The organism is Gordonia tangerina (assembly GCF_021556435.1).
Classification (GTDB): Bacteria; Actinomycetota; Actinomycetes; order Mycobacteriales; family Mycobacteriaceae; genus Gordonia; species Gordonia tangerina.
This window is the reverse complement of the sequence record NZ_JAKGCU010000007.1, coordinates 158128-184646: the sequence shown is the minus strand read 5'-3', so window position 1 is coordinate 184646 and position 26519 is coordinate 158128. Positions and strand designations below refer to the sequence as shown.

At 67.1% G+C, this 26519-nt stretch carries 28 protein-coding genes and 2 pseudogenes; 9 read left to right on the top strand and 21 right to left on the bottom strand.

What is annotated here, in order from left to right:
• Nucleotides 1-190: 190 nt before the first annotated feature.
• Nucleotides 191-859 (top strand): annotated as a pseudogene (locus L1892_RS10820) (aspartate/glutamate racemase family protein); the annotation flags it as partial.
• Between the two features lie 13 nt (nt 860-872).
• On the opposite strand, the gene L1892_RS10815 reads toward L1892_RS10820, so the two are convergent.
• The 3 genes and pseudogenes from L1892_RS10815 to L1892_RS24875 all read right to left on the bottom strand — a co-directional run.
• Nucleotides 873-2060 (bottom strand): CynX/NimT family MFS transporter, encoded by a 1188-nt coding sequence (locus tag L1892_RS10815; protein WP_235723586.1) that lies wholly within the window; start codon nt 2058-2060, stop codon nt 873-875.
• Between the two features lie 115 nt (nt 2061-2175).
• Nucleotides 2176-2637 (bottom strand): FCD domain-containing protein, encoded by a 462-nt coding sequence (locus tag L1892_RS10810; RefSeq protein ID WP_308191698.1) that lies wholly within the window; start codon nt 2635-2637, stop codon nt 2176-2178.
• Nucleotides 2638-2692: 55 nt separating this feature from the next.
• Nucleotides 2693-2800 (bottom strand): annotated as a pseudogene (locus L1892_RS24875) (GntR family transcriptional regulator); the annotation flags it as partial.
• 183 nt (nt 2801-2983) lie between these two features.
• Between L1892_RS24875 and L1892_RS10805 the strand changes: the two are divergent.
• Nucleotides 2984-3709, top strand: coding sequence for a DsbA family protein (locus L1892_RS10805; RefSeq protein WP_235723585.1), 726 nt, complete (start codon nt 2984-2986; stop codon nt 3707-3709).
• A 23-nt stretch (nt 3710-3732) separates the two neighbouring features.
• Nucleotides 3733-4380: a vitamin K epoxide reductase family protein gene (locus L1892_RS10800; RefSeq protein ID WP_235723584.1), complete on the top strand. Its 648-nt coding sequence runs from the start codon at nt 3733-3735 to the stop codon at nt 4378-4380.
• Nucleotides 4381-4484: 104 nt separating this feature from the next.
• On the opposite strand, the gene L1892_RS10795 is transcribed toward L1892_RS10800, so the two are convergent.
• Genes L1892_RS10795 through mftE form a run of 4 tightly spaced genes read right to left on the bottom strand, consistent with a single transcriptional unit; the run spans nt 4485 to nt 8444 of the window.
• On the bottom strand, nt 4485-4913 hold the full coding sequence (locus tag L1892_RS10795) for a PPOX class F420-dependent oxidoreductase (RefSeq protein WP_235723583.1): 429 nt from the start codon (nt 4911-4913) through the stop codon (nt 4485-4487).
• Nucleotides 4914-4939: 26 nt separating this feature from the next.
• Nucleotides 4940-6274: a mycofactocin system GMC family oxidoreductase MftG gene (gene mftG / locus L1892_RS10790; protein WP_235723582.1), complete on the bottom strand. Its 1335-nt coding sequence runs from the start codon at nt 6272-6274 to the stop codon at nt 4940-4942.
• A 2-nt stretch (nt 6275-6276) separates the two neighbouring features.
• Nucleotides 6277-7713, bottom strand: coding sequence for a mycofactocin biosynthesis glycosyltransferase MftF (gene mftF / locus L1892_RS10785; RefSeq protein WP_235723581.1), 1437 nt, complete (start codon nt 7711-7713; stop codon nt 6277-6279).
• The gene (gene mftE, locus L1892_RS10780; protein WP_235723580.1) at nt 7710-8444 is read right to left on the bottom strand and encodes a mycofactocin biosynthesis peptidyl-dipeptidase MftE; all 735 of its coding nucleotides are present in this window, start codon (nt 8442-8444) and stop codon (nt 7710-7712) included. Before mftE ends, mftF begins: the two co-directional genes overlap by 4 nt.
• Nucleotides 8445-8625: 181 nt before the next feature.
• Here mftE and L1892_RS10775 point away from each other — a divergent pair, with 181 nt between their 5' ends.
• On the top strand, nt 8626-9738 hold the full coding sequence (locus tag L1892_RS10775) for a CaiB/BaiF CoA transferase family protein (RefSeq protein WP_235723579.1): 1113 nt from the start codon (nt 8626-8628) through the stop codon (nt 9736-9738).
• A 224-nt stretch (nt 9739-9962) separates the two neighbouring features.
• Here the strand turns inward: L1892_RS10775 and L1892_RS10770 are convergent, their stop codons facing one another.
• From L1892_RS10770 to mftA, 5 genes are all read right to left on the bottom strand, one after another.
• Entirely contained in the window at nt 9963-10775 is an 813-nt protein-coding gene (locus tag L1892_RS10770; RefSeq protein WP_235723578.1) for a mycofactocin-coupled SDR family oxidoreductase, read from the bottom strand.
• A gap of 102 nt (nt 10776-10877) precedes the next feature.
• Complete coding sequence (mftD, locus tag L1892_RS10765) at nt 10878-12077, bottom strand: pre-mycofactocin synthase MftD (RefSeq protein ID WP_235723577.1); 1200 nt, start codon at nt 12075-12077, stop codon at nt 10878-10880.
• A gap of 23 nt (nt 12078-12100) precedes the next feature.
• Entirely contained in the window at nt 12101-13384 is a 1284-nt protein-coding gene (gene mftC, locus L1892_RS10760) for a mycofactocin radical SAM maturase (RefSeq protein ID WP_235723576.1), read from the bottom strand.
• Nucleotides 13385-13458: 74 nt separating this feature from the next.
• Nucleotides 13459-13872 carry a mycofactocin biosynthesis chaperone MftB gene (gene mftB, locus L1892_RS10755; RefSeq protein WP_235723575.1) on the bottom strand — a complete coding sequence of 138 codons (414 nt, stop codon included), beginning with the start codon at nt 13870-13872 and terminating at the stop codon, nt 13459-13461.
• Nucleotides 13872-13967, bottom strand: coding sequence for a mycofactocin precursor MftA (mftA, locus tag L1892_RS10750; protein ID WP_160900601.1), 96 nt, complete (start codon nt 13965-13967; stop codon nt 13872-13874). Before mftA ends, mftB begins: the two co-directional genes overlap by 1 nt.
• 110 nt (nt 13968-14077) lie before the next feature.
• On the opposite strand from mftA, the gene mftR reads away from it, so the two are divergent.
• The 3 genes from mftR (at nt 14078) to L1892_RS10735 (ending at nt 16338) form a co-directional block, all read left to right on the top strand.
• Nucleotides 14078-14701, top strand: coding sequence for a mycofactocin system transcriptional regulator MftR (gene mftR, locus L1892_RS10745; protein ID WP_235723574.1), 624 nt, complete (start codon nt 14078-14080; stop codon nt 14699-14701).
• A gap of 178 nt (nt 14702-14879) precedes the next feature.
• Nucleotides 14880-15935 carry a ferredoxin--NADP reductase gene (locus tag L1892_RS10740; protein WP_235723573.1) on the top strand — a complete coding sequence of 352 codons (1056 nt, stop codon included), beginning with the start codon at nt 14880-14882 and terminating at the stop codon, nt 15933-15935.
• Between the two features lie 34 nt (nt 15936-15969).
• Entirely contained in the window at nt 15970-16338 is a 369-nt protein-coding gene (locus tag L1892_RS10735; protein WP_235723572.1) for a DoxX family protein, read from the top strand.
• A 153-nt stretch (nt 16339-16491) separates the two neighbouring features.
• Here the strand turns inward: L1892_RS10735 and L1892_RS10730 are convergent, their stop codons facing one another.
• The 6 genes from L1892_RS10730 to L1892_RS10705 form a co-directional block, all read right to left on the bottom strand.
• Complete coding sequence (locus tag L1892_RS10730) at nt 16492-17205, bottom strand: DNA alkylation repair protein (protein ID WP_235723603.1); 714 nt, start codon at nt 17203-17205, stop codon at nt 16492-16494.
• Nucleotides 17206-17233: 28 nt separating this feature from the next.
• The gene (locus L1892_RS10725; protein WP_235723571.1) at nt 17234-18448 is read right to left on the bottom strand and encodes an NAD(P)/FAD-dependent oxidoreductase; all 1215 of its coding nucleotides are present in this window, start codon (nt 18446-18448) and stop codon (nt 17234-17236) included.
• Between the two features lie 104 nt (nt 18449-18552).
• Entirely contained in the window at nt 18553-19122 is a 570-nt protein-coding gene (locus tag L1892_RS10720; protein ID WP_235723570.1) for a hypothetical protein, read from the bottom strand.
• Nucleotides 19119-19778, bottom strand: a complete 660-nt coding sequence (locus tag L1892_RS10715) for a hypothetical protein (RefSeq protein ID WP_235723569.1) — start codon at nt 19776-19778, stop codon at nt 19119-19121. The genes L1892_RS10720 and L1892_RS10715 overlap by 4 nt, the downstream gene beginning before the upstream one ends.
• Nucleotides 19775-20335: a hypothetical protein gene (locus tag L1892_RS10710; RefSeq protein ID WP_235723568.1), complete on the bottom strand. Its 561-nt coding sequence runs from the start codon at nt 20333-20335 to the stop codon at nt 19775-19777. Before L1892_RS10710 ends, L1892_RS10715 begins: the two co-directional genes overlap by 4 nt.
• Complete coding sequence (locus L1892_RS10705) at nt 20332-20979, bottom strand: Rv1363c family protein (RefSeq protein WP_308191697.1); 648 nt, start codon at nt 20977-20979, stop codon at nt 20332-20334. The genes L1892_RS10710 and L1892_RS10705 overlap by 4 nt, the downstream gene beginning before the upstream one ends.
• 116 nt (nt 20980-21095) lie before the next feature.
• Between L1892_RS10705 and L1892_RS10700 the strand changes: the two genes are divergently transcribed.
• Complete coding sequence (locus L1892_RS10700; RefSeq protein ID WP_235723567.1) at nt 21096-22553, top strand: amino acid permease; 1458 nt, start codon at nt 21096-21098, stop codon at nt 22551-22553.
• Nucleotides 22550-23434, top strand: coding sequence for a universal stress protein (locus L1892_RS10695; protein ID WP_235723566.1), 885 nt, complete (start codon nt 22550-22552; stop codon nt 23432-23434). The genes L1892_RS10700 and L1892_RS10695 overlap by 4 nt, the downstream gene beginning before the upstream one ends.
• 25 nt (nt 23435-23459) lie before the next feature.
• On the opposite strand, the gene L1892_RS10690 is transcribed toward L1892_RS10695, so the two are convergent.
• Genes L1892_RS10690 through L1892_RS10680 form a run of 3 tightly spaced genes read right to left on the bottom strand, consistent with a single transcriptional unit; the run spans nt 23460 to nt 26350 of the window.
• The gene (locus L1892_RS10690; RefSeq protein ID WP_235723565.1) at nt 23460-24323 is read right to left on the bottom strand and encodes an SDR family oxidoreductase; all 864 of its coding nucleotides are present in this window, start codon (nt 24321-24323) and stop codon (nt 23460-23462) included.
• Between the two features lie 54 nt (nt 24324-24377).
• Nucleotides 24378-24977 carry a TetR/AcrR family transcriptional regulator gene (locus L1892_RS10685; protein ID WP_235723564.1) on the bottom strand — a complete coding sequence of 200 codons (600 nt, stop codon included), beginning with the start codon at nt 24975-24977 and terminating at the stop codon, nt 24378-24380.
• An 11-nt stretch (nt 24978-24988) separates the two neighbouring features.
• Nucleotides 24989-26350: a cytochrome P450 gene (locus L1892_RS10680; protein WP_235723563.1), complete on the bottom strand. Its 1362-nt coding sequence runs from the start codon at nt 26348-26350 to the stop codon at nt 24989-24991.
• Nucleotides 26351-26519 lie beyond the last annotated feature (169 nt).

Here is a 26519-nt window from a genome sequence, read left to right as displayed (position 1 = left end):
AGTTCGACGACTCCAGGAGACTGCATGTCCGCGGATACTGGGCCGATGATTTGTCCATCAAATGAGCTCGCGCTGGGTACTAAAGGGTGATGAATAGCTTGGCCGATTGGTGGAGTCGCGGGGGGGGGGGGCACCCCCCCCCCCCCCCCCCCCCCCCGGGGGGGGGCCCCCCCCCCCCCCCCCCCCCCCCGCGGCGCGGTCGGTCGCGCGACCCGACTGCGAGATCGTCGCCGTCACCTCCACCATGGGGCCGGAGTCGATCGAAAGTCACTACGACGAAGCGCTTGCGGTGCCCGGCCTGCTGCGGGCCATCGCCGACAACCCCGGCGCCGACGGCTACCTCGTCGCCTGCTTCGGCGATCCCGGCCTCGACGCCGCCCGGGAAGTGGCCGACGCCCCGGTTCTCGGGATCGCAGAGGCAGCAATGCATCTCGCCGCCCCGCTGGGACGGACATTCTCTATCGTCACCACTCTCGACCGCACCATCGGCCGGGCCGTCGACCTGGTGGCGCATTACGGATTCGCCGGCCAGTGCGGCGGTGTACACGCCTGTGACATCCCGGTCCTGGAACTGGAGACCAACCCGGCCACCGCGGACATCCTGGAGAAGGCCTGCAGCGAGGCGCTGCGCACCGACGGGTCGGACGCCATCGTCCTCGGCTGCGCCGGGATGGCCGACCTCGCCCAGCGGATCGGCGCCGCCATCGATGCGCCCGTCATCGACGGCGTCGCCGCCGGCGTGGGGATGCTCGCCGCGCTGGCCGCGATGGGCGGACGTACCGGAACGGCTTCGGGCGAGTTCCGGGCACCGCCGCGCAAGCGCTACTCGGGCGCTTTGCAAGACTTCGAGATCAGCTGAGCCAATTGAGCACTCACACCCGCATCGTGACGTCGCGAGCCGCGGTGAGTGCCGACAACGCCTGTGGCACCAAAGCCATCGCCAACACCGCCATCGCGATGGTCCACGAGCCGGTTACATCGTGCAGCGCACCGATCAGGAACGGCCCCGCGGCGGCCACGACATACCCGATCGACTGGGCCATCCCAGACACCTGGCCGGTGACCGCGGTCGATGGACTACGCACCACCATGAACAGCAATGCCAGGCTGATCGACGCCCCCGGACCGGACATGACGAGCATGACCCACACAGTGGTGAGGTGATCGGTGCACAACAGGCCCACGAAACCGATCGCGCACACCGCCACCACGAGTAACGTCACCAGTCGTTGATCGGCGCGGCGACCGGCGACGATCGGGACCAGCAGCGACGCCAGTAATGCCACGACCTGCCCCAGCGCGAGAATCGTGCCTGCCTCGGCGGTGCTGCGTCCCTGGTCGATAAGGAACTGCGGCAGCCACGCGGTGAACGTGTAGAAGACCAACGATTGGGCGCCCATGAACACCGTGATCGCCCAGGCGATCCGGTTGCGCAGCAGCTGTCGCGATGTGCCGGCGACCACGACACGATGTACCTGCCCCAGCTGAGGCAACCAGACGATCAGCGCCAGGAGTACCAGCAACGTCCAACACGTCAGTGTCAGTTGCCAATTGCCATCCAAACGGGTGTCGATGGGCACGGTCAGGCCGGCGGCGACCGCAGCACCACCGGACAGTGTCATCGAGTACAGCCCGGTCATCAGACCCGATCGGTGCGCGAAATCCCGTTTGATCAAGGCCGGCAAGACGACGTTGCAGACGCCGATCGCCGCGCCGATCACCGCCGAACCCGCGAGCAGACACATCACGTTCGAAACGAACCGCAGCCCCATTCCGCCGATCAACAGCACCAGGGCGCCGAACACCGTCCGTTCGATGCCGAACCGGGCGGCCACCCGTGGGGCAAACGGCGCGCTGAGGCCGAAGAACAGCACCGGCAGCGTGGTCAGCAGACCCGCGGTGGCGCTGCTGAAACCGAGATCACGCATGATGTCGTCGATCAGCGGGGCCACCGAGACCACCGGCGGACGAAGATTCGCCGCGACGAGCATGATGCCGATCGCGGCGACCACCGCACTCAGCGACCGTCCGTTCACCGATGGGCGGACCGCAGGTTTCATCCGCGGCAACCGCATACTCGCTTCGGCCCTGCGTCCGCCGCGACTTGCGCGGTTGTGGGGTGGCTGCGCGGTTGCAGAAGAACTACTTCTCGGGGCGGTGGCCGCGCGGGGTCGATCATGCCGACAGCCCGCGACGCGCGTGGTCGAGGTAGGAATGCACGGCGGCACGCGCCGCGGCGGCGTCCCCGGCCGCAACCGCATCCACCAGCGCCCGATGCCCGGGAGGATGCACCCCGTCGGCGATCGTCGCGTCGACGACCTGCTGGTGCATGTGCGCCATCACCTCGATGATGCCGCCGTAGAGTTCGATGAGCAGACCATTGCCCGACGCGTTCACGACTGCGACGTGAAAGGCTATGTCAGCCTGGGTATATGCCGCCATGTCGCCACTGGCGAGGGTGCGTTCCGCACGCGCCAGACAGGCATACAGATCGGCAACACATCCTGCATCCGCGACAGCAGCCGCCTCGGCGGCCGCTTCCGCCTCGATCGCCTGCCGCGCCCAACAACTCCAGCTGTGCCCGCTCGGGCACGCACCGCGCGATGGCCGCGGTGAGCATGTTGGCACTGCGCACATAGGTGCCGTCGCCCCGTCGGGGCACCAACATCCCGGAATGCTCGAGCGCCCGCACGGCCTCGCGGATCGAGTTCCGGCCCACCGCGAATTGCTCCACGAGTTCCGGCTCGGCCGGGATCCGCTCCCCGACCGGCCACTGCCCACTCCGGATCAGCTCCTGCATCCGGACCACCACGAGTTCGCTGGTTCGGGGCGGTGGCGGGATGACATCGGACACGGCAAACAACCTAACATCCCATGTTTGTTCCACCTTGATTCGGCCCTCCGGTCGAACCAAGTAGCCTGTTCGGGGGAAGACCCCGACCACGCATCCGTCCAACCCACGAAGCAGAGGCATCAGTACCCCATGGCCCAGAACTCGAAGAAGGTCATCGTCGATCCCCGCCAGGCGGAGAAGCGCCGATCAACGCTCCTCAAGATCGGCGCAGCGGTTGTGTTGATCGCCATCGCCGTGGGCATCGGATTGTGGGCCGTGCTGTCCAACGAGTCGAGCACCGGCAGCTCATCGGAGGTCACCGTCGCCACCGACAACAACGCCTTCCGGATCACCACCGCCCCGGCGGGCAGCACGCCGCCCGCCGTGTTGACCATCGCCGAGGATTTCCAGTGCCCTGCGTGCCGCCAGCTCGAAGAGCAATTCGGGCCGGTCCTCGAGGAGTTGCGCAACAACCCACAGGTCGCCGTGGACTACATGCCGATCGCGATCCTCGACCGGATGTCGACCACCGACTACTCCACACGCGCGGCGAACGCATCGGCGTGTGTCGCAGAGTCGACCGCGACGAACGGCGATTTCACGACCTGGTTGCAGTTCCACAACACGCTGTATGCCCAGCAGCCCAGTGAGGGCGGCGCCGGCCTGTCCGACGACCAGCTGAACAATCTCGCCACCCAGGCCGGAGCGAACAATGTCCGGCAGTGCATCGACGACCAGCAGTTCGCCGACTGGGTCGCCGACACCACCCAGCAAGCCGCCGTCACCGCCACCCCGACCGTTCGGCTCAACGGTGAAGACGTGCAGCTGTCGACGCCGGAGGCGTTACGCGACGCAGTTCTCGCGGCCACGAACTGAATCATCCCGGAGAACACCGCATCATGACCGAGACCACCGACCAGTACGGCGGCACACCCACACCTCCCGACGACGCAGACGACGCCGCAGTCCGCGGGTGGACGACCCTGATGCCGACATCACGAGTGATCGGGGTGATCGTGCTCGTTGCAGGCGTGATCGGCCTGATCGCGTCTGCCACGTTGACGATCGAGCGCTTCGAACTGGCCATCGATCCGTCGTACACACCGAGCTGCAGCATCAACCCGGTGCTCTCATGCGGCTCGGTCATGGTGACCGATCAGGCAGCCATCTTCGGCTTTCCGAACCCACTGATCGGCATCGCGGCCTTCTCGGTCATCGTGGTGACCGGTGCCCTTGCGACCGCGGGAGTTCAACTGCCCCGGTGGTATTGGCTCGGTCAGACCCTGGGCACCCTCGCCGGGTTCGTGATGATCAACTGGCTCGTCTTCCAGAGTCTGTATCGCATCCACGCCTTGTGCCCGTACTGCATGGTGGTGTGGACCGTGACACCGTTGATCCTGGCGCTCAGCGCCGGTCGAGTGTTCGGATCGTCGCGCGTCGGACGCGAGATCCGTTCGTGGCTGTGGGTGTTGCTGCCCGTCTGGTACGCGGTCGTGATCGTCGCCATCGGCGTGGAGTTCTGGGACTACTGGTCGACCTTGATCTGACCTCCCAGATCCACCGCAGCCCCTTCCCGTTGACTGGGCGCCGTTTACCGTTGACTGGGCGCCGCTTCCCGTTGACTGGGTGCCATTGGCGGAGCGAGTCGGAGTCAGGCCGATACATCAAGTGCGGCGACGATCTTCGTCGGCTCGACCCACACGACGAGTTCGCCCGGCACACCGTTGCGTGCGCCGAACTCCTCGGCGCGATCGGCTCCCATGTACCGACGGCCGCATTCGGTCGCGATCCGACGCACTTCCGGTAGGTCGTCGCCGGTGACCGCCAGGCCCTGGATCTGCACGAAGGCATACGGCGGACCAGGCAGGTCGACCGTCAACACCACACGCGGATCTCGGCTCATCGCACGCGCTTTCGCGGTCGTGGCACCGGTGTTGAACGCGATTCGGTCACCGTCGAGCACAAACCACACGGGCGCCGCCAGCGGCCTTCCGTCACCGGCCACCCATCCGAGGTGCCCCGTCCGGGTGCCGGCGATGAGGAACTCACGGATCTCGGGGTCATTCAGTGACGCGGTCATGGCGCCAGCCTACGCATCGGGCGGTTTCAGCGCGCCGCCAAAACGTCGCCGATTCGCACGGCGATCATCATGATCGTCGCGTGCGGTCCGCTGCGTCCGGCGGCCGGCAGGATGGAGCCGTCCACGACCCGAAGGCCGGTGAGTCCGTCGAGCCCTCCGAGGTCATCGGTCCGTACTCCCATCGGAAGGCTCCCCCAGGCGTGCTGGGAGGTCCGCACCACTGGGTCGACGACGATCGACCCCGGTTCGACGACGCCGCCGAATGTCGACGAGTTCAACATATCTCGCACCGACTCGGCGCCGAGCGCCATCCGGCGCGCACTGTCTGGATCGACCGTGCCGAGGTCGACGAGGAGTCCGGTGTCGCCGACCCGAACCGCGCCGCGGGACCCGGGTCGCATCCCCGCCACCCCCACGGCCGGGCCGACCGGTTCCACACCTTTCACGAATCTCGCCATATCGGTGCTGTAACAACGGATCTCCATGTCATCGGTGGTGTGGACCACCGACTGCAGCAACGCCGTCGGCATCACCTGAGGATCCGCGTGGCGCCGGTAGTGCACCAGCACCTCCCGATGTTCGTGGAGTGGCAGCGTGCCGTCGGACCCGATGAGGCCCCCCAGTCCGGAGCGGAGCAGGATCCTGGCGGTACCGAGCGTGCCCGCGCTCAGCACGACCTCACCGACCGACATCCGGTCGGCACCCACGCGCACCCCGGTGACCCGACGGCCGGCCGCCGTCACTTCCGCCACCTCTGCATCGGTGATCACCGTCAGGTTGGGTCGGTCGATCGCGGGCCGGAGATACGCTTCGGCCGACGTGCGCCGCAGCGGCCCCTCCCGGTTGGACCGCACACGATTCACGCCGACGATGGGCCACGGATCCGCGGTGGCACGCACCGGCATGGCCTGGGCCCAGTAAGACTCGAAAAGACGCACCACATCGACGAGTTCGTCATCTGCGAAGGCAGTCACTCCCATGGTGCCGTCCGGTGCGTCGAGTTCGTCATAGGCGTGTGCGATCGCCTCTGGTGACCATTGCGCCGGCCAGTCATCGAAGTCATCGCGATGCCAGCGCAGGAAGTACCCCCCGTTGACAGCCGACGACCCACCGAGCGCGCTGCCCCGCACCACCGGGAGTCCCGTGGCCTCGGTGTGGCCCCGGGCGAAGCCGGCGCCGTGCTCGATCGGCAACACCTGTAGATCGCGAACGGCCGGGGGCGGCCAGTCACGCGGTCCGCGCTCGAGCACGACGACGGCGCGCCCGGGGTCACGCGAGAGCCGCTCTGCGATGACGCATCCGGCACTGCCCGCACCCACCACCACCACGTCGGCGGTCGTCGGAAGTCGTCGCGTCGTCACCTTTATGTGGTCAACACCGGCCGCAGCGCCCCGAGGTCGCGCTGCGCGATGGCACCCTGCCACAACCCGGCTCCGTAGGCCAGATCGTCGAGTCGCCGAAACACGGTGTACCAGAGCGGCCCCAGGGCTGGACCCGACGCCGGGTCCGCGACGACCTCACGCGCCCATGACACGACCCCCTCGACCAGCGCGACCTCCACAGCGAGCCGCCGGAAGCGTGCGGAGAACAACGCCAGCAGGACCGCGACGGGCCAGTAGTGCCGGCAGATCGCACCCGCCGCCTGCAGCAGGCCGAACCCCACGGCTCGGCCCGTCATCTGCGTGGCAACCAACGGCGCGTCCGGCAGCTCGCCGAGGCGTCGCCGCAGCCGCGCACCCGTGTATACGACGATGATCATCGCGATGGCCAGCCCGATTCGAGTGCGGGTGAGCAATGCGCCGACGGCCACCGCCATGGGGATCGACATCACCACCGGTGCGGCGAACCCACCGTGACGGTCGGCCAGGTGCGCCGCGCCGGTCCCGTAGTAACGACGACGCCCGAGCACCGACCGGACATCCGAGCGGTGATCGTGGGCCACCCGCGCGACCGGGTCGTACCGAACTCGCCAGCCGGCCTTGTGGGTGCGCCAGCACAGGTCCACGTCCTCGGCCACCCGCAGCGACTCGTCGAACTGACAGAAAGCTTTGCGGCGCACCACCATCGCCGCGCTCGGCACATACGGGACCCGGCTGCCGGGCACCACCGAGCACTCTTCGGGGCCCATGTCGAGCGAAGAATGTCCGTTCTCATATCGCTCGACCTTCGATGCCTCGCGCGCGGCGCGGGAGAGGCCGACGATGCGCGGGGCGACGATGGCGACCGACGGGTCCGAGAAGTGCCCGAGCAGCATGGTCAGCCAATCGGCGGTCGGGACGACGTCGGAGTCGAGGAAGGCGACGAAGTCTGTGGTGGCGGCCGCTGCACCGGCATTGCGCGCCGACGACGGGCCACGATTGCCGTCGAACCGGATGAGCTCGACGTCAGGCCCGTCGACCCGGATCGGCGTGCGCGACCCGTCGTCGACGACGATCACCTTGACGCCGTCGACCGAGCGCAGCAGTCGGTCCACGCCCGCTTGATTGTCACGAACCGGCACCACGATCGTGACGTCGTCGGGCGAAGGCCCGAACATGGGCCGGGGGTTGGCGATTCCGCTGTCGAGCAAGCGCCGCGCGAGGCGTCGCGTGGCCGGGTCACATACCTCGATACGGCCGTCGGCAGAGGTCATGCCGAGTGCGGTGTCGGTCAGCCGCAGCATGCGGGTCGGGGAACCCCCGACAAGGAACCGCAGGTCACGCCGACGCGCGCAGCGCATGTCGATCTGCACCTGGAACCCGTCGGGCAGCGCGTGGTCGACGGTGGCCACGGCCTCGGGCGGCCGGTCGAGTGCGGTCATCCGAGCCGCCCGCTCTCGTCAACGTGCCAGTCGGCCAACGCCGAATCGAGCCGTGCCACGAGTTCGTCGAGCAACCGGGCCCCGTGCTCGCCGTTGGCTCCGGTCGGGTCGCCGAGTACGCCGTTGGCGCTGACCGCGGCCACCCCACCGGTGCGCATGGCCGGCAGCAGTGTCGCCACCGGGGCCGTGTTGCCCGCCTGCGCCGCGGTCGCGCAGACCTCTGACGGCGAAAAGTGCAGCAACACCGATGTTTCGGTGTGTCCGGCGTGGGCGTCGGCTTCGGGAAAAGCGCAGGGGAACCAGGCAGCGTCACGCCCCTCGTAGCGCAGTCGACGCACGGCCGTCGCGAGAGTGTTCGCGTTGCCGCCGTGTCCGTTGACGAACAGCAGGCGATCGGCCCAGCGACAGGCGCTTCGTCCGTACTCCACCAACAGCAACTCCAACGCGGCATGACCGAGCGAGATGGTGCCGGGAAAACCCTCGTGCTCTCCGCTGGCGCCGTAGTTCAGTGCCGGAGCCGTCAGCACCGACGCCGCATCGCCCGAGGGTCCGGCATCTCGATGCCCGCCCTCCGCCACCCGCTCGGCGACCGCCTGGGCGATCCGGGTGTCGGTGTCCAGGGGCAGGTGCGGCCCGTGTTGTTCGGTCGCACCCAGCGGGACCAGGAGGGTGACCGTGCAGTCTGACAATTCGGGCCACGACAGCTGTCCCAATGCGGCCCGACGCTCCATTCGTTCAACTCTAGCGATGCGGTGCGCCACTGTTAACCGGGTCGGCGCATTTGTTCGATAGAAATCCCACATCCATCCGATCGGATGGACCGCCTGTCCGAGCGCTCGATCGGTTGTGGGATGCTGGACCGGAAAAGCGTGAGACCCGACACATGGGGCGGGTACTGATCGGGAGGACACCATGACGTCGACGACACCGCGCAGCAGCGGAAAGAGCGGACCCCTCAGCGCAATCCGGGTGATCGAGTTCGCCGGGATCGGGCCGGGACCACACGCGGCGATGCTGTTGGCCGACCTGGGTGCCGACGTGGTGCGGGTGCAGCGGCCCGGTTCGCTGCCGGCGCCGGACCGCAAAGCCGACGCACTGCTGCGTGGACGCCGGGTCGTGGAGGCGAACCTGAAGGACCCCGCCGACCGCGACACCATCCTCGGATTGGTAGCCAAGGCTGACGTGATCCTCGAGGGTTTCCGCCCGGGCGTCATGGAACGACTCGGGTTCGGGCCCGACGATCTGGCGGAGATCAATCCCGGCCTCGTCTACGGCCGAATGACCGGTTGGGGGCAGGAAGGGCCTCGTGCCGACCGCGCCGGCCACGACATCAACTACATCTCGCTGACCGGCATGTTGCATGCCATCGGCCGCAAGGAAGATCGGCCGGTGCCGCCACTGAACCTGGCGGGCGACTTCGGCGGTGGTTCGATGTTCCTGGTCGTCGGCGTACTCGCCGCCCTGCTGGAGCGCGGGATCTCCGGTCAGGGGCAGGTCGTCGACGCGGCGATGGTCGACGGCGCCTCGGTACTCGGACAGATGATGTGGGCCTTCCGCGGCACCGGCCTGTGGAGCGACGAGCGCGGGGTGAACATGCTCGACACAGGCGCCCCCTACTACGAGGTGTACGAGACGTCGGACGGCAAGTACATGGCCGTCGGCGCGATCGAGCCGCAGTTCTATGCCGAACTCATCTCCGGCCTGGGCCTCGCCGACGCAGATCTGCCCGCGCAGAACGACATCGCGAAGTGGCCGGAGCTGGAACGGATCTTCACCGAAACGTTCAAATCCCGCACCCGCGACGAATGGACCAAGGTGTTCGAGGGCACCGACGCCTGCACCTCACCGGTCCTCGACTTCGCCGAGGCGCCGTCGGATCCGCATATGGCCGCTCGCGCCAACCTGGTGGAGATCGACGGCGTGACCCAAGCACAGGTGGCGCCCCGGTTCTCCCGTACGTCGACGCAGACGCCGACCGCCCCGGACCGCGAGGCCACCGATCCCGCCACCCTCTGGCAAGACTAGGACCCGCACCCACCGCACCCTGGCTCCCAAACTCTCAGCACGGCAGCCGACAGAACCCCAGAATTCGTCGAGAGCATCCGCCCCGGCGTCTGACCGAGAGCATCCGCACACTCCGCGGATGCTCTCGGCGAATTCTGGGGTTCTGTCGGCGCGAAACCGGGTTCTGTCGGCGCGAAACCGGGTTCTGTCGGCGCGAAACCAGGTTCTGTCGGCGCGGGAAGCCGTCAGACCTTTGTGGCTCCCATGTCGATCGAGAACTCGGACCCGGTGATCGCCTTGGCGCCGTCGGAGGCCAGGTAGAGCACCGCGTCGGAGATCTCGTCGAGCGAGGCCACCGGGTGATGGTTCATCATCGAGCTCAGATGTGGTGCGACCCATCCGATACCGAAAATCCGGTGGGCCTCGGTGTCGGCCACGCCCATAGGGGTGTCGACGGCATAGGGATGCACGCTGTTGACCCGGATGCGATAGTGGCCGAGTTCCTTGGCAGCAGTCTGGGTGAGGCCACGGAGACCGAATTTCGACGCCGAGTAGGAGGCCTGCAGCGGCATCGCTTTGAGGCCGGCCGACGAGCTGATCACCACGATCGACCCGCCGTTGCCGGCGTCGAGCATGGCGGGGATCGAGGCGCGCAGGGTTTTCCAGGTCCCGACCAGGTTGATGTCGACGACGTCGGTGAACTGCTCTTCGCTCAGCTCCCAGACCTTGCCCCAGGTGAGTAGGCCGGCGTTGGCCACCACGATGTCGAGACGCCCGAATTGTTCGACGCCATCGGCGACCAGTTGTTCCTGGAACGCCAAGTCGCGGGTATCACCTTGTCGGGCAAGGATTTTTCCGCCGGCCTCCTCGACGAGGCGGACGGTGTCACCGAAGTCCTCGGCCGTCGCGGCCGGATAGGTGGTGTGGTCGGCGACCGGACCGGCGATGTCCATACCGATGATCGCGGCCCCCTCGCGCGCGAAGCGCAGCGCGTGGTTGCGCCCCTGCCCGCGCGCCATTCCGGTGATGTAGACGACCTTGCCGTCGAACTGCCCCATCCGATGAGCCCTCGTTCTCTCGTCGCGTCACCCACCACAGGTGAACGGTGTCGAAAAACTGTAACACGTTCTACTTTGTGGTGGGTGAACGGCGACGGCGCCTCACACGTGGCCGAAGGAGCGTTCGAAGTCTTCAGGTATGACGAGGTCGTCGCGGGAGAGTTCGTGAATGCTTTTGCGTCCCAGTCCCATCAGGCTGGAGTCCAGGCCCATGCGGAGCAGGTCGAGTACATTCTCCACGCCGGCTTGGCCGTTGGCGGCCAGGCCCCACAGGTAGGCGCGACCGATCATCACCGCACGAGCGCCGAGGGCCAGTGCCTTGGTGACGTCACTACCGCGTCGGATGCCACCGTCGAGGAGCACCTCGATGTCATGGCCGACGGCGTCGGCGATCGGGCCCAGCACCCGGATGGTGGCCGGGGTGCCATCGAGGTTGTTGCCACCGTGGTTGGACACCGAGATGGCCGAGGCGCCGATGTCGACGGCCCGCTTGGCGTCGTCGAGGCGGGTGATGCCCTTGACCATGAACGGCCCATCCCACTGCTCACGCAGCCACTTGAGATCTTCCCAGGTCGGCGGCGGGGTGTTCATCCACTGACCGTAGGCGCCGAAGAACGTGGGACCCGGCTCACCGGGCGGGGTGAGGTTGGGCGCGGTCAGATCGGGAATGTTGATCGTGCCGCCCTTGACCCAGTCCAGGGCGTAGCGCGGTTTGACCGCGATCTCCGGCGCGAGTTTGAGCAGTGCCGCGAAGTCGACCTTCTCCGGGATCTCCGGGCTGCCCCAGTCACGGCCGACGTTGAACACCCAGTCGGTGGTGACGATGAGCCCCTTGGCGCCGGCCGCCTTCGCACGCTCGGCCCGGGCCAGGATCTCCTCGCGCGACCCCAGCCAGTAGATCTGGAAGAAGAACTTGTCGTTGGCCGCGGCCACCTCTTCCACTGGATGGGATGCAAAGCTCGACAACCCCATCGCGGTGCCACGAGCTGCGGCAGCCCGGGCCACGGCCACTTCGCCGTCGGGATCCACCGCCTGCACACCGGTCGGGCTGATCATCACCGGGAACGAGATCTCCTGGCCCATCACGGTGGTCGACAGTTCCCGATCGGGCTGGGTGCCCACCACGTGCGGCGCAAACCCGAGTTCGTTGAACGCGGCCGTGTTGTCGTTGACGGTGATACCCGCCTGGGTACCGGCGACCAGCGAGGAGTACACCGACTTGGGCAGACGCTTCTTGGCGCGCCGTTGCGCCTCGTGCACGGTTTCGAACCAGGGATTTCGGGCCCACGGATTCTTCGGCATGTCCTTACCTATCTCTTCTTCAGCTACAGACTGTCGGGGGTGAACCCCGCCAGCGGATTCTCATCGCAACTCTTCGACGGTGGGGCACCCACCGGTAGCAGGTCCCCGTCGGGACGCCGCGTCATCAGCGTCAACGGGGTGCCGCGCGAATGATCTTTGTTGGCAGTCGGTTTGGTACGGTCACCGGCCAGCAACTGCTCGCCGTAACCCTGCACACATTCCGGGTCGGGCCCAGCCAGCGGCAGGCCGGTGAAGAACTTGGCGGCCATGCAGCCCCCACGACACGCGTCGAAGTGAGCGCACTTGGTGCACGCACCTGCATTCTGCGGCTCACGCAGTTCGAGGAACAGATCCGAATTCTGCCAGATCTGCTGGAAGCCACCGTCGGTGGTGATGTTGCCGGCCAGGAAGTTCTCGTGGATCGCGAACGGACACGCATACACATCACCAACCGGATCGATCAGACACACCACCCGACCGGCACCACACAGGTTCAACCCCGGCAACGCGCCACCACCGTCACCGCCGCCGAAGGCCGACAGGTGGAAGAACGAGTCACCGGTCAACACGTTGTCGCCATGTGCGACAAGCCAGTTGTACAGCTCGAGCTGCTGCTCGGGCAACGGATGCAGATCGTCCCATACGTCGGCACCACGCCCCGACGGACGCAAACGGGTGATGCGCAAAGTGGCGCCGTAGCGATCGGCGAGCGCCTTGAACTCGTCGAGCTGCGCGACGTTCTCCCGCGTCATCACCACGCTGATCTTGGCGTCGGCGAAGCCCGCCTCGTGCAGGTTCTCCAACGCACGCACCGCCATGTCGAACGACCCCGGACCACGAACCGCGTCGTTGACCTCGGCGGTCGCGCCGTCCAGCGAGATCTGCACATCCACATAGTCCGACGCTGCCAACCGCGCCGCGACCTGCTTGTCGATCCGTAAACCATTGGTGGAGAACTTCACCCCCACCTGATGGCTGGTCGCGTAATCGACCAGCTCCCAGAAATCCGGTCGTACGGTCGGCTCACCACCACCGATGTTGACGTAGAAGACCTGCATCCGCTGCAGCTCATCGATGATCGCCTTGCACTGTTCAGTCGACAACTCCCGCGGATCACGTTTACCCGACGACGACAGGCAGTGCACACAGGCGAGATTGCAGGCATAGGTCAATTCCCACGTCAAACAGATCGGGGCATCAAGCCCCTTCTCGAACTGATCGACGAGCCGACCCACCTTCGGCGGGCTACTCGCCGCTGACACGGCGGCCGAGGCGGTTGTGGTGGGCGGCATTTCGAGTGTTGTCATCGTTGGACTCCTGGGGGCGTGGCGAGTCTGGCGGGTGCGGGGTCGGGCGTCTGCAGGTCGAACATCATCGGGCGTCAGGCCACGGGACGACGCGCGATCATCCCCGAATCGGCGAGCGCGCGCAGCGCCTGCAAGTACAGCGGCCGATCGGCGGTGTCGATACCGGCATAGTCGAGCGCGGCGCCGGCGGTCGGATGATCGGCGAGCGAACCCACGATCCCGACGACCGTGAGGTTCTTGAGGAATGACAGCTTGCGGGTGCCGAAGTGATAGAGCAGCGCGCCGAACGGCTCAGGACGCAACGCCACCTTCGGGTTGAGCTGCCACGCGGCGTCGACGTCGAAGCGGGTGGCGCGCTCGGACGTGCCGGGCGCTTCGGACTGGGTGGCTGCCTCGGACTGGGTGGGTACATCGGACTGGGGTGCGCCGGGCCCGGCGGTCGCATCAACGCGACCGCCGGCCACCGGACTCGATGTCGTGATCGACATCAGTAGACCCCGCACATCCCGTCGATCGACACTTCCTCGACCAACGACTCACCCACGAGTTCGTCGTGATCCGACGTAACGGACTGATCGGCCATGATCCAACCTCCTCTTTCTTCTGGTCGTGATGTGGATCACCGGATACTATAATGGCACTCGGTGCAGAAAAACACCCCTGCGGCAAAACTGATCAGATGGACAGGTGAAGATGAGCCCACCGGACGTAGCGCCACCGTCCCTCACCTCGGCGAACCAGCCCGGCCGGCGCCCGGTCACCTCGCGCGCCCAGATCAGCGCGATCGCGATCGACCTGTTCAGCACCCGCGGCTTCGAGGAGACCAGCGTCGACGATGTCGCGGAAGCGGTCGGCATCGCTCGCCGCACCCTGTTCCGCTATTACCCGTCCAAGAACGCGATCGCCTGGGGCGACTTCGATTCCCACCTATCCGCGATGCGCACGTTGCTCGCCCAGATCCCGCCCACCGAGCCGATCGCCGACGCCCTGCAGCAAGCGCTCATCTCGTTCAACCGGGTGCCATCAACCGAGTTGGCGGGCCACCGACGGCGGATGGCACTGCTCCTCGGCGTGCCCGCCCTGCAGGCGCATTCGATGCTGATGTATGCCGAATGGCGTCAGGTCATCGCGGAGTTCTGCGCGCACCGACTGGGCCTGCGCGACGCCGATCATCTGCCGCAGACCATCGCCTGGATGTGTCTGGGAATCGCGCTGGCCGCCTACGAGCAGTGGCTCGCCGAGCCCGGAGCGGATCTGGAGACCCTGATCATCGCCGGCAGCCGTACGCTTGCAGAGGGCGTCGGTGCACTGTCATGATCGGCGAGCCTTACGCTAGACTAAACTAGAACGTGTTCTTATTTTCGCCTGAACTGCGGTGACGATGCCAGGAGCATGGCGCACGAGACCACGGCACATTGGACGTTGGACCACGGCGCGGTGCGTGACGCCGCCCGGTGAACGAGGCGCCGGCACAGAGCCGGTGGAGAGGTGGGAGATGACCGAGCTGACACCGCATGGCTCGCGCAGCGTGATCCTCACGGTCGCGGACGTCATCGACGAGACCGCCGAGGCCCGCTCGATCGTGTTCGATCTGCCCGATACCCATCGCGACCCTTTCACCGACTACAAGCCGGGCCAGTTCCTGACGCTGCGAATCCCGAGCGACCGCACCGGGTCGGTGGCCCGCTGTTACTCACTCGCGTCGTCACCGGTCACCGATCGCCGGCCCAAGGTGACGGTCAAGCGCACGGTGGATGGCTACGGCTCGAACTGGGTGTGCGACAACCTCGCGGTCGGCACGCAGATCGAGGTGCTGCCACCGTCCGGGGTGTTCACGCCCAAGGACCTCGACACGCCGCTGCTGTTGATCGCCGCCGGAAGCGGTGTCACGCCGGTGATGTCGATTCTGAAGGCGGCCTTGCACACCGGCACCGCACCGATCACGTTTTTCTACGCCAACCGCAGCGTCGACGATGTCATCTTCGCCGACGAACTACGCGACCTGCAGCGTGCCCATGCCGACCGGCTGACGCTCATCCACTGGCTCGAATCCCTGCAGGGACTTCCCGACGACCGGTCGCTGACCACGGTGTTCCGCGCCTACGCCGACCACACCGCATACTTGTGCGGGCCCGGCCCGTTCATGGATGCTGTCCACAAAGCGCTTGCAGGCGCGGGCTTCGGCCATCACAACGTGCACACCGAGGTGTACAACTCGCTGTCCGGAGATCCGTTCGCCGACGTCGAGCTCGAGGAGGTCAGCGAGGCCGAGGACGCCGAGGCGGCCACCGTCGAGGTCGAGTTGGACGGCGAGACACACAATCTCCGCTGGCCGCGCAAGCGCTCACTGGTCGACATCATGCTGGCCGCCGGACTCGACGCCCCCTACTCCTGCCAGGAGGGCGAGTGTGGTTCATGTGCCTGCACGCTCACCGAGGGTACGGTCGAGATGGACAACACCGGCGCACTCGATCCGGAGGACATCGCCGACGGCTACATCCTTGGCTGTCAGGCGCACCCGACGTCGGATGCGCTCAAGATCGAGTTCTGACGGGCGGCCACACACGTGACGAAGGGTGAACACAATGAGTCCCGACCGATTGGCCCGGCTGCTCGCCGGAATGCTCTTGTCCATCGGCGCACTGCATTTCGTGGCGCCGAAACCATTTGACGACATCATTCCCGAGGAGATCCCGGCGGACCCTAGGACGCTGACCTACGCGTCCGGGGTTGCGGAGGTCGCGATCGGCGCCGGTCTGCTGGCGCCGCGCACCCGGCGGGTCAGCGCTGCGCTCGCGGCCGCACTGTTCGTGGCGGTCTACCCGGCCAATCTCAACATGGTGCGTCTGTGGAAGGACAAGCCGCTGCCCATGCGTGCGGTCGCCATCGCGCGTCTGCCTTTCCAGTTCCCGATGATCTGGGCCGCGGTCAAGGTGTTTCGCGGTTCGCGGTAGAGGTTGTCGGGGAGGTCTCGATACGCTCCTCACTCCGTTCGTCGCTACTCGACCAGCGGGAGAACTCCGTTCGTCGCTACTCGACCCCAGATCCGCTGGTCGAGTAGCCGAGGAGCCTGCGACGAGGCGTATCGAGACCAGACCCTCGACACCCTAACGCAACGAGCGGTAGTGGGCACGCTCCTCGGGCGTGAGGTGTTCGGTCGCGTAACTCAATGCGGTACGCCCCATCTCGGCGGCGTGCTGGTGGAGGTAGTCGGTCAACAGGTCACGGTCGACGCGCTTTCCCATCTCCCGCAACATCCAGCCGGTGGCCTTCTGGATCAGGTCCCGGCGATCGTCGATGACCACCGGTACCACCGCGAGCGTGGCATCCGCGACACCACATTTCAGGAAGGCGAAGGTGCCGACGATACCGGCCCGCCGTGTCCACAGGTCATCGTGTTCGGCCAACTCCACGAGCAGACCGAATTCGTCGGTCCGCACCAGCCACGCACCGAGCACCGGATCGGCGGAGGTATCGACCAGATCCCAGTTGTTCACACGCCCGGCCGACAACGCTTGCAGGTAGAGATCCACCCAGCGCCGGCGCGCCGTGTCGTCATCGGCACGTTCGTACTCGCCGCGCAGCAGGAACAGGGCGGTCAGGCGATGTTCGTGGACTTCCGAGGCCAGCAGACGCCATACGACGTCGGCCCCGGCCCCACGAAACCTCTTGGCCACCATGCGTAGCTGCGGCACGGTCACGCCGACGAACCGGTCACCTTCGCCGTACTCGCCCGGCCCGGTTTTGAAGAAGCGCGCCGAGGACACCGCCCGCTGGGGGTCGGCGAGGTCGCCGATCGCGCGTTCGACGGCTTCGACCATATCGGGGTGCGGTCGGGGCACCGGTAACTCAGCCGAGCACGTCGGCGATCGGCGTCGGTGTGAGCAGTTTCGGCCGCGTCTTCATCACCGCACCCACCTTGCCCGCGCCGACGACGCCGGTGAGGATGCCGTCACGGCTGTAATAGGCCAGGAACTTCGTGCCGTCGTCGTCGACCAGATGGAGTTCGTCGCCGGCCTCGGGCCGACCCAGCACCTGGATCTTCAGGTTGTACTGGTCGCTCCAGAAGTACGGCGGCGCAGCCGGAATCATGGCGTCGGTCTGCGCGATCCGGTGGGCGACGACGGTGGCCTGCTCCACCGTGTGCGTCCAGTGCTCCGCGCGGCGCGTGCCGCCGGTCTCTGTGCGCCAGTTCGCCACGTCGCCGAGCGCGTAAACGTCCGGCGCGGAGGCGCGGCCGTGCTCGTCGCAGGCGATCCCGCCGCCGGATTCGCGTGGCGCGAGTTCGATCCCGGAACCATCGAGGTAATCGGTCACCGGGATCGACCCGATACCCACCACCACGATGTCGGCGGCCACCTCGTCGCCGTCGGCGAGCCGCACGCCGGTGACCTTACCGTCGGCCGAGCGCACCTCGTCGACGCCGACCCCGGCGCGGACATCGACCCCGTTGGCCTGATGCATCCGGGTGATCAACTCCCCCACCCCGGTTCCCAGCGCAGCGGCCAACGGCGTCGGCGCGGGCTCGACCAGCGTCACCGCCAGGCCGCGCTGGTTGAGGCTGGCCGCGACCTCGCAACCGATGAAACCGGCGCCGACGATCACTGCGCGCGAGGCATTCTCGATCTCGCTGCGCAGCGCGAGGGCGTCGTCGATGGTGCGCAGCACGTGGACACCGGCCACCCCCTCGGTACCCGGCAGCGACCGCGGGCGCAGTCCGGTTGCCAAGACGAGTGAGTCGTAGGCGACCTCCGCACGCTCGGTGGGGGCGTCGAGCCGTTCGACGGTCACGGTGCGGGTCTCCGGCGAGATAGCACACACGCGTTCACCGACACGCAGCTGCACCGATGCCTCACCGAAGTAGTCGGCCGGCTTCAGATCGACCCGGTCGTCCTTACCGAGCAGCACGGACTTCGACAACGGCGGACGGTCATACGGCGGGTGGGCTTCCTCGCCGATCAGCGTGATGGGTCCGGTGTACTCGTTGCTGCGCAGGCTCTCCGCCACGCGGATACCTCCGAGCCCCGCACCCACCACAACCACACCTGCCGATGATGCGCTCATCCCGAATTCCTCCTGACACGTCCTTGTCCGCGATGTCGCGACATGCGGCAGCGCGGGTGCCGGCCTTTCCGAAGCCGACCGGGAAGTGCGCGAAATGCACTTCCTCACCGGGTGACGTCGCCGACCATTGCGAGGTCGGCAAGACGCCAATTCCCCTTGACATTACGCATAGTGGCCCATCGAGCGGTAGGGGTACGGTCGTCGTCTCGATCACCGGTATCGGTCGCTGCGGGGATACTCACCGTCTGGTCGACGAACACCAGCACCCGCGCGCGTTCGGCGGTGAACTCCTCGACCCCGGCACCCACCACCTGCGCCGACAACGTCATCCCGGCCTCGATCGCGCCAGGTAACACCACGTCGACGCCCTGCGCACGGTATGCCTCGTCGATCGGCGCGGTGAGCTGTGCGAGGACCTCGTGCCGGTCGCGCTCGGTCTCGTCCGGGGTGTAGGACAACAGTGCGGTCACCGCCGCATCGGTCGCCGTGAGCACAGCGGTACGTTGCGTGTCGTCGGGCACCGGACGCGTCCGCGCGGCACCGATCAGACCCACCACCGTCACCACGACGGCCACGAACGCGATCGCCGTGGCAACGATGACGCGGCGACGTCCACGTCTGCCCAGGTGCGCGCCAGGCCGCCGCGCCGGACCGGGAGCTGCGCCGGCGGTCATGTCAGCACCGCCCGGCTGATCAGCCAGTCCTGGCCGGCTCGGATCATCGTCACCTCGATGGTGACGCGGGTGTCATCACCCTGGGCGCCGATCAATTGCGGATCGGAGGCCTCGGCCACGACAAGTGCCGCCGCCTCGGCACCCTCGGCATCCGAGTCGGGGTCGGTGATCAGCCCCGCCGACAGCACCCGCCCGGAACTGGGCTCGGCCTGCGCGGTCACCTCGGCCACCAATGAGTCGCGGGCCGCCTCGATCCGATCGCGCTGGTCGCCGGTCGTCACGGCGACGGCGCGATTCACGTAGCCGCCGGCATCGGCGGGATCGGCGGTCAGTAACGACGCGACCGAGGAACTGGCTGCCGCCAGCGCCGCGTCTGCCGCCGCCGACCGCTCGGCCGATGCATGGTTGTGCATGACCACCGCGACGAGCACCCCGCTCGCGACGATGATCACGGCACCCGCGATCGCGATGACGCCCCGGAACCACGCCGATCGACGTCGGGCCCGGGCACGCAACGCATCCGAGGCGTCGATGCGGGCACGCCGGGCCGCGCGGGTCGCCTGTTCGACGCGCCGGCGGGCATCGTCGAGGGCATGCTCTGACGCGTCGAGGGCATGATCCGGGGCGCCGGCGCCGCGAGAGTCCGACGACGTCATGACAACACCTCCATCCCGGTCAGCTGCCAGATGTCCCCGACCCGGTCGAACCGGGCCTGCACTGAACGTTTCTCGGTGATCGGTGGGGCGTCGGGGGTCGCGACGGTTTCCACGGACGCCCGGATCAGGGTGGTACCGCTGTCCGGTTCGGCATCGACCACGCCGACGACATCCGGGCGCCAGGTGACCCGCACGGCGCCGTCGGCCGGTGGCCGGGTCAACTCGGTGGCATAGCGCCGCGCGAACTCACCGCCGACGAGACCGCGCGCACGATGCCGGTCGGCCTGCCACGATGCCGTGGTCACCGAGAACACGTGAGCGACGATCTCGCCGGCGGACCGACGCAACTCGGTGCGGGCCCGGTCGGTGGCGGAGTCGATCACCGACTCCCGCCACTGCACACCCACGGCGACCACGAGTGCGGTCGCGACGACAGCGATCACCCCGCCGAACGCGACGGCGCGCCGCACGGGGATCACCCCGCGGGCAGCGCGCAGACCGCGGCCGGCACTGGCAGACACCGTTGCGTGAGCACTCTTCTCGGGTGGGGTCGTCATGGGAGGTACTGCACCGCCGCGAGTTTGAGTTCGCCATCGGCCGGTTCGACGAGGACCCGCAACCGGAACCGGCGCACCGTCTCGTCGACAGGATCGGGGTCGCCGACGGCATCGGGGTCGTCGCCCCCGGCGAAGACCACCGTCGACGCGACGAGGACAACAGCCCGATCGCCCGAACGCCGAGCCACACCTGAGCCGTCGACGATTCCACGCGCCACCGTGCCCTGCGAGGCGACGAACCGGGAGTAGGCGTCCGCGGATTGCGCGAACTGGTCCCGGAACTCGCCGGTCGCGCCGTCGATGATCCGGCGCACCTGCTCGGGGCGTCGATGATCGGGGCTCAGCAGCATTGTCACGCGGTCGACGGCGGCGCGCTGGTAGTCGGCGTCGGTGTAAGCGTCGGCGCCCCGTACCCACAGCACCGTCGAAACCACTGCAGCGACAACCGCAACAGCGGCTGCCAGCGCCACCCATCGGGGAGCGCGGGACCGGCGTCGCATCCCCGCGGCCACCTGGGCCTCGCCGAGCGCCTCGACGGCCCGTCGCAACTCACCGCGGGCAGCCCGCTCGGCCTCGATCGCCGCGTCCCGGGCCATCCAACACCCCTTTCCGCCGACCCGTTCACCGGTGTCGGCGGACTCCACCCTAGACACGCCACCGGCGACGGCATCGGCAGCGCTCGGGCGACCCGGTCTGGCCATCGGGCTGCGAGTCCGGCGAATCCGGCGCAGAATCGTCTATTACCTGCGAGGAGGCGCCGATGACGCGACCACAATCGATCACCGCCACGATATTCCGCCGCAAACCTGTGCGGGGTGCCGGGGCGCCCGGGGAGGCGACCGACGATCCGCACCTCAAACGTAGTATCGGCACGTTCCAACTGACCCTCTTCGGTGTCGGTGCGACGGTCGGCACCGGCATCTTCATCGTCGTCCCCGAGGCCATCAGCAAAGCCGGCCCGGCGGTGCTGATCGCGTTCGTGGTTGCCGGGGTCGCGGCCGGCCTCGCGGCGACCTGCTACGCCGAGATGGCTTCGGCGGTACCGGTGTCCGGGTCGAGCTATTCCTATGCGTACGCGACCCTGGGCGAGGTGGTGGCGGTCGGCATCGGCGCATGCCTGATGCTCGAGTACGGGGTGTCGGCGGCAGCCACCTCGATCGGCTGGGGTCAATATCTCAACGAGCTGCTCGACAACCTGTTCGGCTGGCATATCCCCGATGCCCTCAACGCCGCGCCCTGGGGCGTCGATGATCCCGGAATCGTGAACCTGCCGTCGGTGATCCTCGTCGTCCTGTGCGGTCTGCTACTCATTCGCGGCGCCAGCGAGTCCGCGATCGTCAACACGGTGATGGTGTTGATCAAACTCGGTGTGCTGCTGCTGTTCGCGGCAGTTTGCCTCACCGCGTTCACCTCCAGCCACTTCACGCCGTTCATGCCCGAGGGGATGGCCGGGGTGACGTCGGCAGCCGCGGTCATCTTCTTCACCTTCATCGGCCTCGACGCGGTATCCACGGCCGGGGATGAAGTACGCAACCCGCAGCAGGCCATGCCACGGGCCATCATCGGCGCCCTCGTGGTGGTCACCGGCATCTATCTGCTCACCGCCGTGGCGTCGATCGGCGCACAGGCCTGGACCGATTTCGATCCCGACGACAGCGCCAGCCTGTCGGTGCTGGCCAACTCGGTAACCGGTTCCACCTGGGTCGGCACCATCATCGCGGCGGGTGCGGTCATCTCCATCTTCTCGGTGACGTTGGTGGTGATCTACGGCCAGACGCGCATTCTGTTCGCGATGGGACGAGATGGCCTGCTGCCATCCGCCTTCGCCAAGGTCAGTTCGACAACGATGGTGCCGGTGAACAACACGGTGGTGGTGTGCGCGGTGATCGCCGTGCTCGGCGGCTTCGTCCCGATCGACAAGCTGTGGGATCTGGTCTCGGTCGGCACGCTGGCGGCATTCATCGTGGTGTCGATCGGCGTGATCATCCTGCGCCGCACCATGCCCGACCTGCCACGACCGTTCCGTGTGCCCGGCTACCCGGTGACGCCGGTGCTGTCGGTGGCGGCCTGTGTGTGGATTCTGAGTGGTCTGGCGCCGGTCACCTTTGCCTTCTTCGGCGCGTGGGTCGCCGCGGCCCTGCTGTTCTACGCCCTGTGGGGACGCCGCCACAGCAAGCTGAACGCGACTACACCGAACTCGGACGGGGCTCACCCATGACGATCCTGGTGGGCTACGTCCAGGGCGAGGGCGGCCTGGGCGGGCTGCAACTCGGCGCGATGGCCGCCGAATCGTTGCACACCGACCTCGTGGTGGCCACGGTCGTCCCCAAGCCCTGGACCACGCCGTCGATGGCCAAGGTCGATGCCGAGTTCGCCTCGTGGACCGACGAAGTCGCGGCCACGGCGGAGGCGGAGGTCGCCGAGTACATGACCATCTATCCGCCCGAGCTGAGCTGGCGGTTCACCCGACTCGATCATCGAACGGTGGCATCGGCACTCATCGAGCACGCCCGCGCCCTCGACGCCGATGCGATCGCGATCAGCTCGACCGGTGACGGGCAGCTGGGTCAGATCGTGCTCGGCTCGACCGCCGACACGCTGATGCATCGCTCGCCGGTACCGGTGGGCATCAGCCCGCGCGGTTACCGGTCGCCCAAGGACGGCCTGCTCACCCGGGTCACCGCGGCGATCAGCGGATCGGGACCCGAATCGCGGTCGGTCATCGCCCGCGCCCGGGGCCTCTGCGATCGGATGGATGCGCCACTGCGGGTGGTGTCGTTTGCGGTGCGCGGCGGGGCGATGTACCCGCCGCTGGTCGGCCTGAGCACGGAGGACGACGTGCTCTCCCAATGGCAGGCACAATCCGCCGAGTCACACCGGATGCTGCTCGATGACGGCGTGATCGCCCCCGGCACCGACTGTGTGGTGGCCGTCGGCCGCGGTTACCGGGAGGCGTTCGACTCGATCGAGTGGATCGGTGGCGAGGTGCTGTTCCTCGGCAGCGCCCGCGACGGCGTACTCGCGCAGGTGTTCCTCGGATCACGGGCCAGCAAACTGATCCGTCACTCGCCGGTACCCGTCCTCGTCCTGCCGCGCTGACACCGGTCGGATCGACCGCGCCGCGCTACCGCGAACCGATCCGTTTCGAGTAGGCGGCACGCTGTTCGTGGTCATAGTCGAGGAACATGCTGTCCAGCTTGGTCATCCGCCGCGATGCCCGCTTCATCCGTTGCGGGAACAGGGCATTGGCATGCGTCCACGCCATCGATCGCGGAGCCGTCAAGCGAACCCGCGGACGAGCGATGATGGCGAGCACCTGGGCCGCCACGTCTTCGGGTTCGATCGCGCGGACCATCGAATTGGTGTGCAGCCCGGAGATCAGACCTGTGCGCGTGAATGTCGGCAACACGGCGCTGACCCGCACGCCGGTCTTCTCGAGTTCGGCGTCAACGGCCTCGGAGAACTCGATGACGGCCGCCTTGGCGCCGTTGTAGATGGTCAGTCCGGGCGTGGGCAGCCGTCCGGCGACCGAGGCGATGTTGACGATCTGGCCGCGACCCCGGGCCACCATGCGACGAGCGGCCAGTTGGGTACCGGTGATCACGCCGATCACGTCGATGTCGTAGGTTCGGCGGATCAACGCCTCGTCGTAGGACAGGAAGTCACCGACCGGCATGATGCCCGCGTTGTTGATCAGCACGTCGATCGGCCCGACCGCGGACTCCACCGCGTCGAGGAACTCCTCGAACGAGGACCGGTCGGTCACGTCGACACCGAATCCCTCCACGCCGAGATCGGCGGCGGCCTTGCCCACCGCGTCGTCGTCGATGTCACCGAGCGCGACCACCGCACCCGCCTCAAACAACTGTGTCGCGGTCTCGAAGCCGATACCGCGCGCACCGCCGGTGATTGCGATCACCTTGCCGCGCAGCGCAGCACGAACTTCTCCGTGGTCCGGTCCACGGCGCAGCAGATCTCGAACGGCCATCAGAATCCCTCCATCAGCAGACCGCGACCACGGGTTCGTGGTCGCGGATAGGTATCACCAGATCATCGGCGCGAGGTACTTGGCAGCGAGTTCGCGCACCGCATCGGGCTGTTGTTTGCGTTCGTCTGTCGCGGGTACCTCCAGAAAGGAGATGACCAGGCGGACATGCAATTCCACGGCTTGACGCAGGTCGTCGTCGGGCATTGTCGCCCCCGACTCCCGCAATGTGGTTGCGACCCGGTCGGTGACCATGTCGATGAACAACGACGTCACCGCCGACGTGATCGGTCGCATCTCCGCGTCGGTCAGCACCAGCCGTCGCATCAACGGATCCTCGGAGATCATCACCGCACCTTCGGCGAAGGCCTCCACCACCGCTTCGGCCGGACCGAGGCCCACAACCGCCGCCATCAGACGTTGCATACCGCGCTCGTACAGGTCGTTGGCGACCGCGAGCAGCAGCGCTTCCTTGTTGGGAAACCGGCGGTAGAGGGTGCTACGGCTGACGCCGGCCTGCGCGGCCACCTCGTCCATGTTCGCGCGGCGCACTCCGACGTCGGTGAACTCGACCTCCGCGGCCGCCAGGATCGCTTGTTCCTGGTCTTCGGGGCTCGCCGTGTTGCGGGCCTTGCGCGGCGCTTTGGTCTGCGACATCCGCCCGGGGCTCATCGGCGTCGGAGGTCGACGGGCAGTTTGTCCTTCGGGACCGGCAACGCGCTGTAGTCCATCGGGATCTGGTAGCCCTCGGGCACCGACCATTCGTAGTTGCGCAGCAGGTGATGCAGGATCGTCTTGATCTCCATCTGGCCAAAATACAGCCCGATGCACTTGTGCACGCCGCCACCGAACGGGGTCCAGGCCATGCGATGGCCCTTGTCCTCTTTGCGCTCTGCGTTGAAGCGCTCGGGATCGAACATGTCGGGGTTGGTGAAGAACTCCGGATCACGGTGATTGGTCATCTGCGGCACGGTGACCATCGAGCCCTTTGGCACGAAGAATCCCTGCACCGAGGTGTCCTTGACCGCCATCCGTGGCTGCGCCGGCACCGGCGGACACATCCGCAGCGACTCCTTGAGCACCAGATCGAGAACCGAGAGCTTTCCGAGATCGTCGTAGCCGAGCTCCGGGTTGAGCTCCAGCGACTGTTCACGTGCCCGGCGTTGCCATTCAGGCGACTTCGCCATCCGATACGCCATCTGGGTCATCGTGATCGTCGACGTGTCGTGGGCGGCCATCAGCACGAAGATCATGTGGTTGACGACATCGGCGTCGGTGAACCGCTCCCCCTCATCGCCTTCGACGTGACACAGCACGGAGAACAGGTCGGGGGTCTCACGAGCCCGCTTGGCCGCGATGTTGTCGTAGAAGAACTCCTCGAGCACCCGGCGTCCGCGCAATCCCTTCCACCACCGGCCACCGGGCACCGGCTTGCGGACGTAGGCGACACCGGCGCGCACGGTGTCGATGAACGCCTTGTTGATCTTGTCCGCCTGGTCCTTCGGCAATTCCAGCCCGAGGAACACCTCGAGCGCGACGTCGAGGGTCAGCGATTTGAACTGCTCGAACATCTTCACGTTGCCGGTGGGGAGGTCGGCGACCCGCTCGGCGATCATCGGCTGCATCTCCTGCATGTAGCCCTTGAGTGCCGACGGGGTGAAGGCCTGCTGCAGGATGTGGCGGTGATGACGATGCTCGTCGAAATCGAGGAGCATGATGCCGCGGTTGAAGAACGGGCCGATGAAGTAGCTCCACGCAGGGCCATTGGCGAAAGCCTTGTCGCGGTTCATCAGGATTTCGTCGGCGGCGCGGGGTCCGGCAGCGATCACCATCTTGACGCCGAGCGCATTGAGTCCGGAGACCTGACCGAGACGGGCGAGGCGTTCGTCGCCAAAGGCGAACGGGTCGCGACGCATCGCCATCATCTCCAGGACACCGTTGCGTTGCGCGCAGGGCACCTCGAGCAGATCACTGCCCGCAGGCGCCGCGGCGAACACCGTGGACTTGGCTGCCGTACCCGTCGAGACCATTGCCATTCTCCTCATTCCCCGAAACATCACCATCGATGCTCTGCACCGCGGCGCACAGCTGCGAGCCGCATCGCATAGAACTCTATTGGAACAGAAAACGCAAAATGTTTCTAGGGGTTCCGGCGCGCGACGCCGATGGTGCCGGTGAGGACATACGCGCATGTCCTGA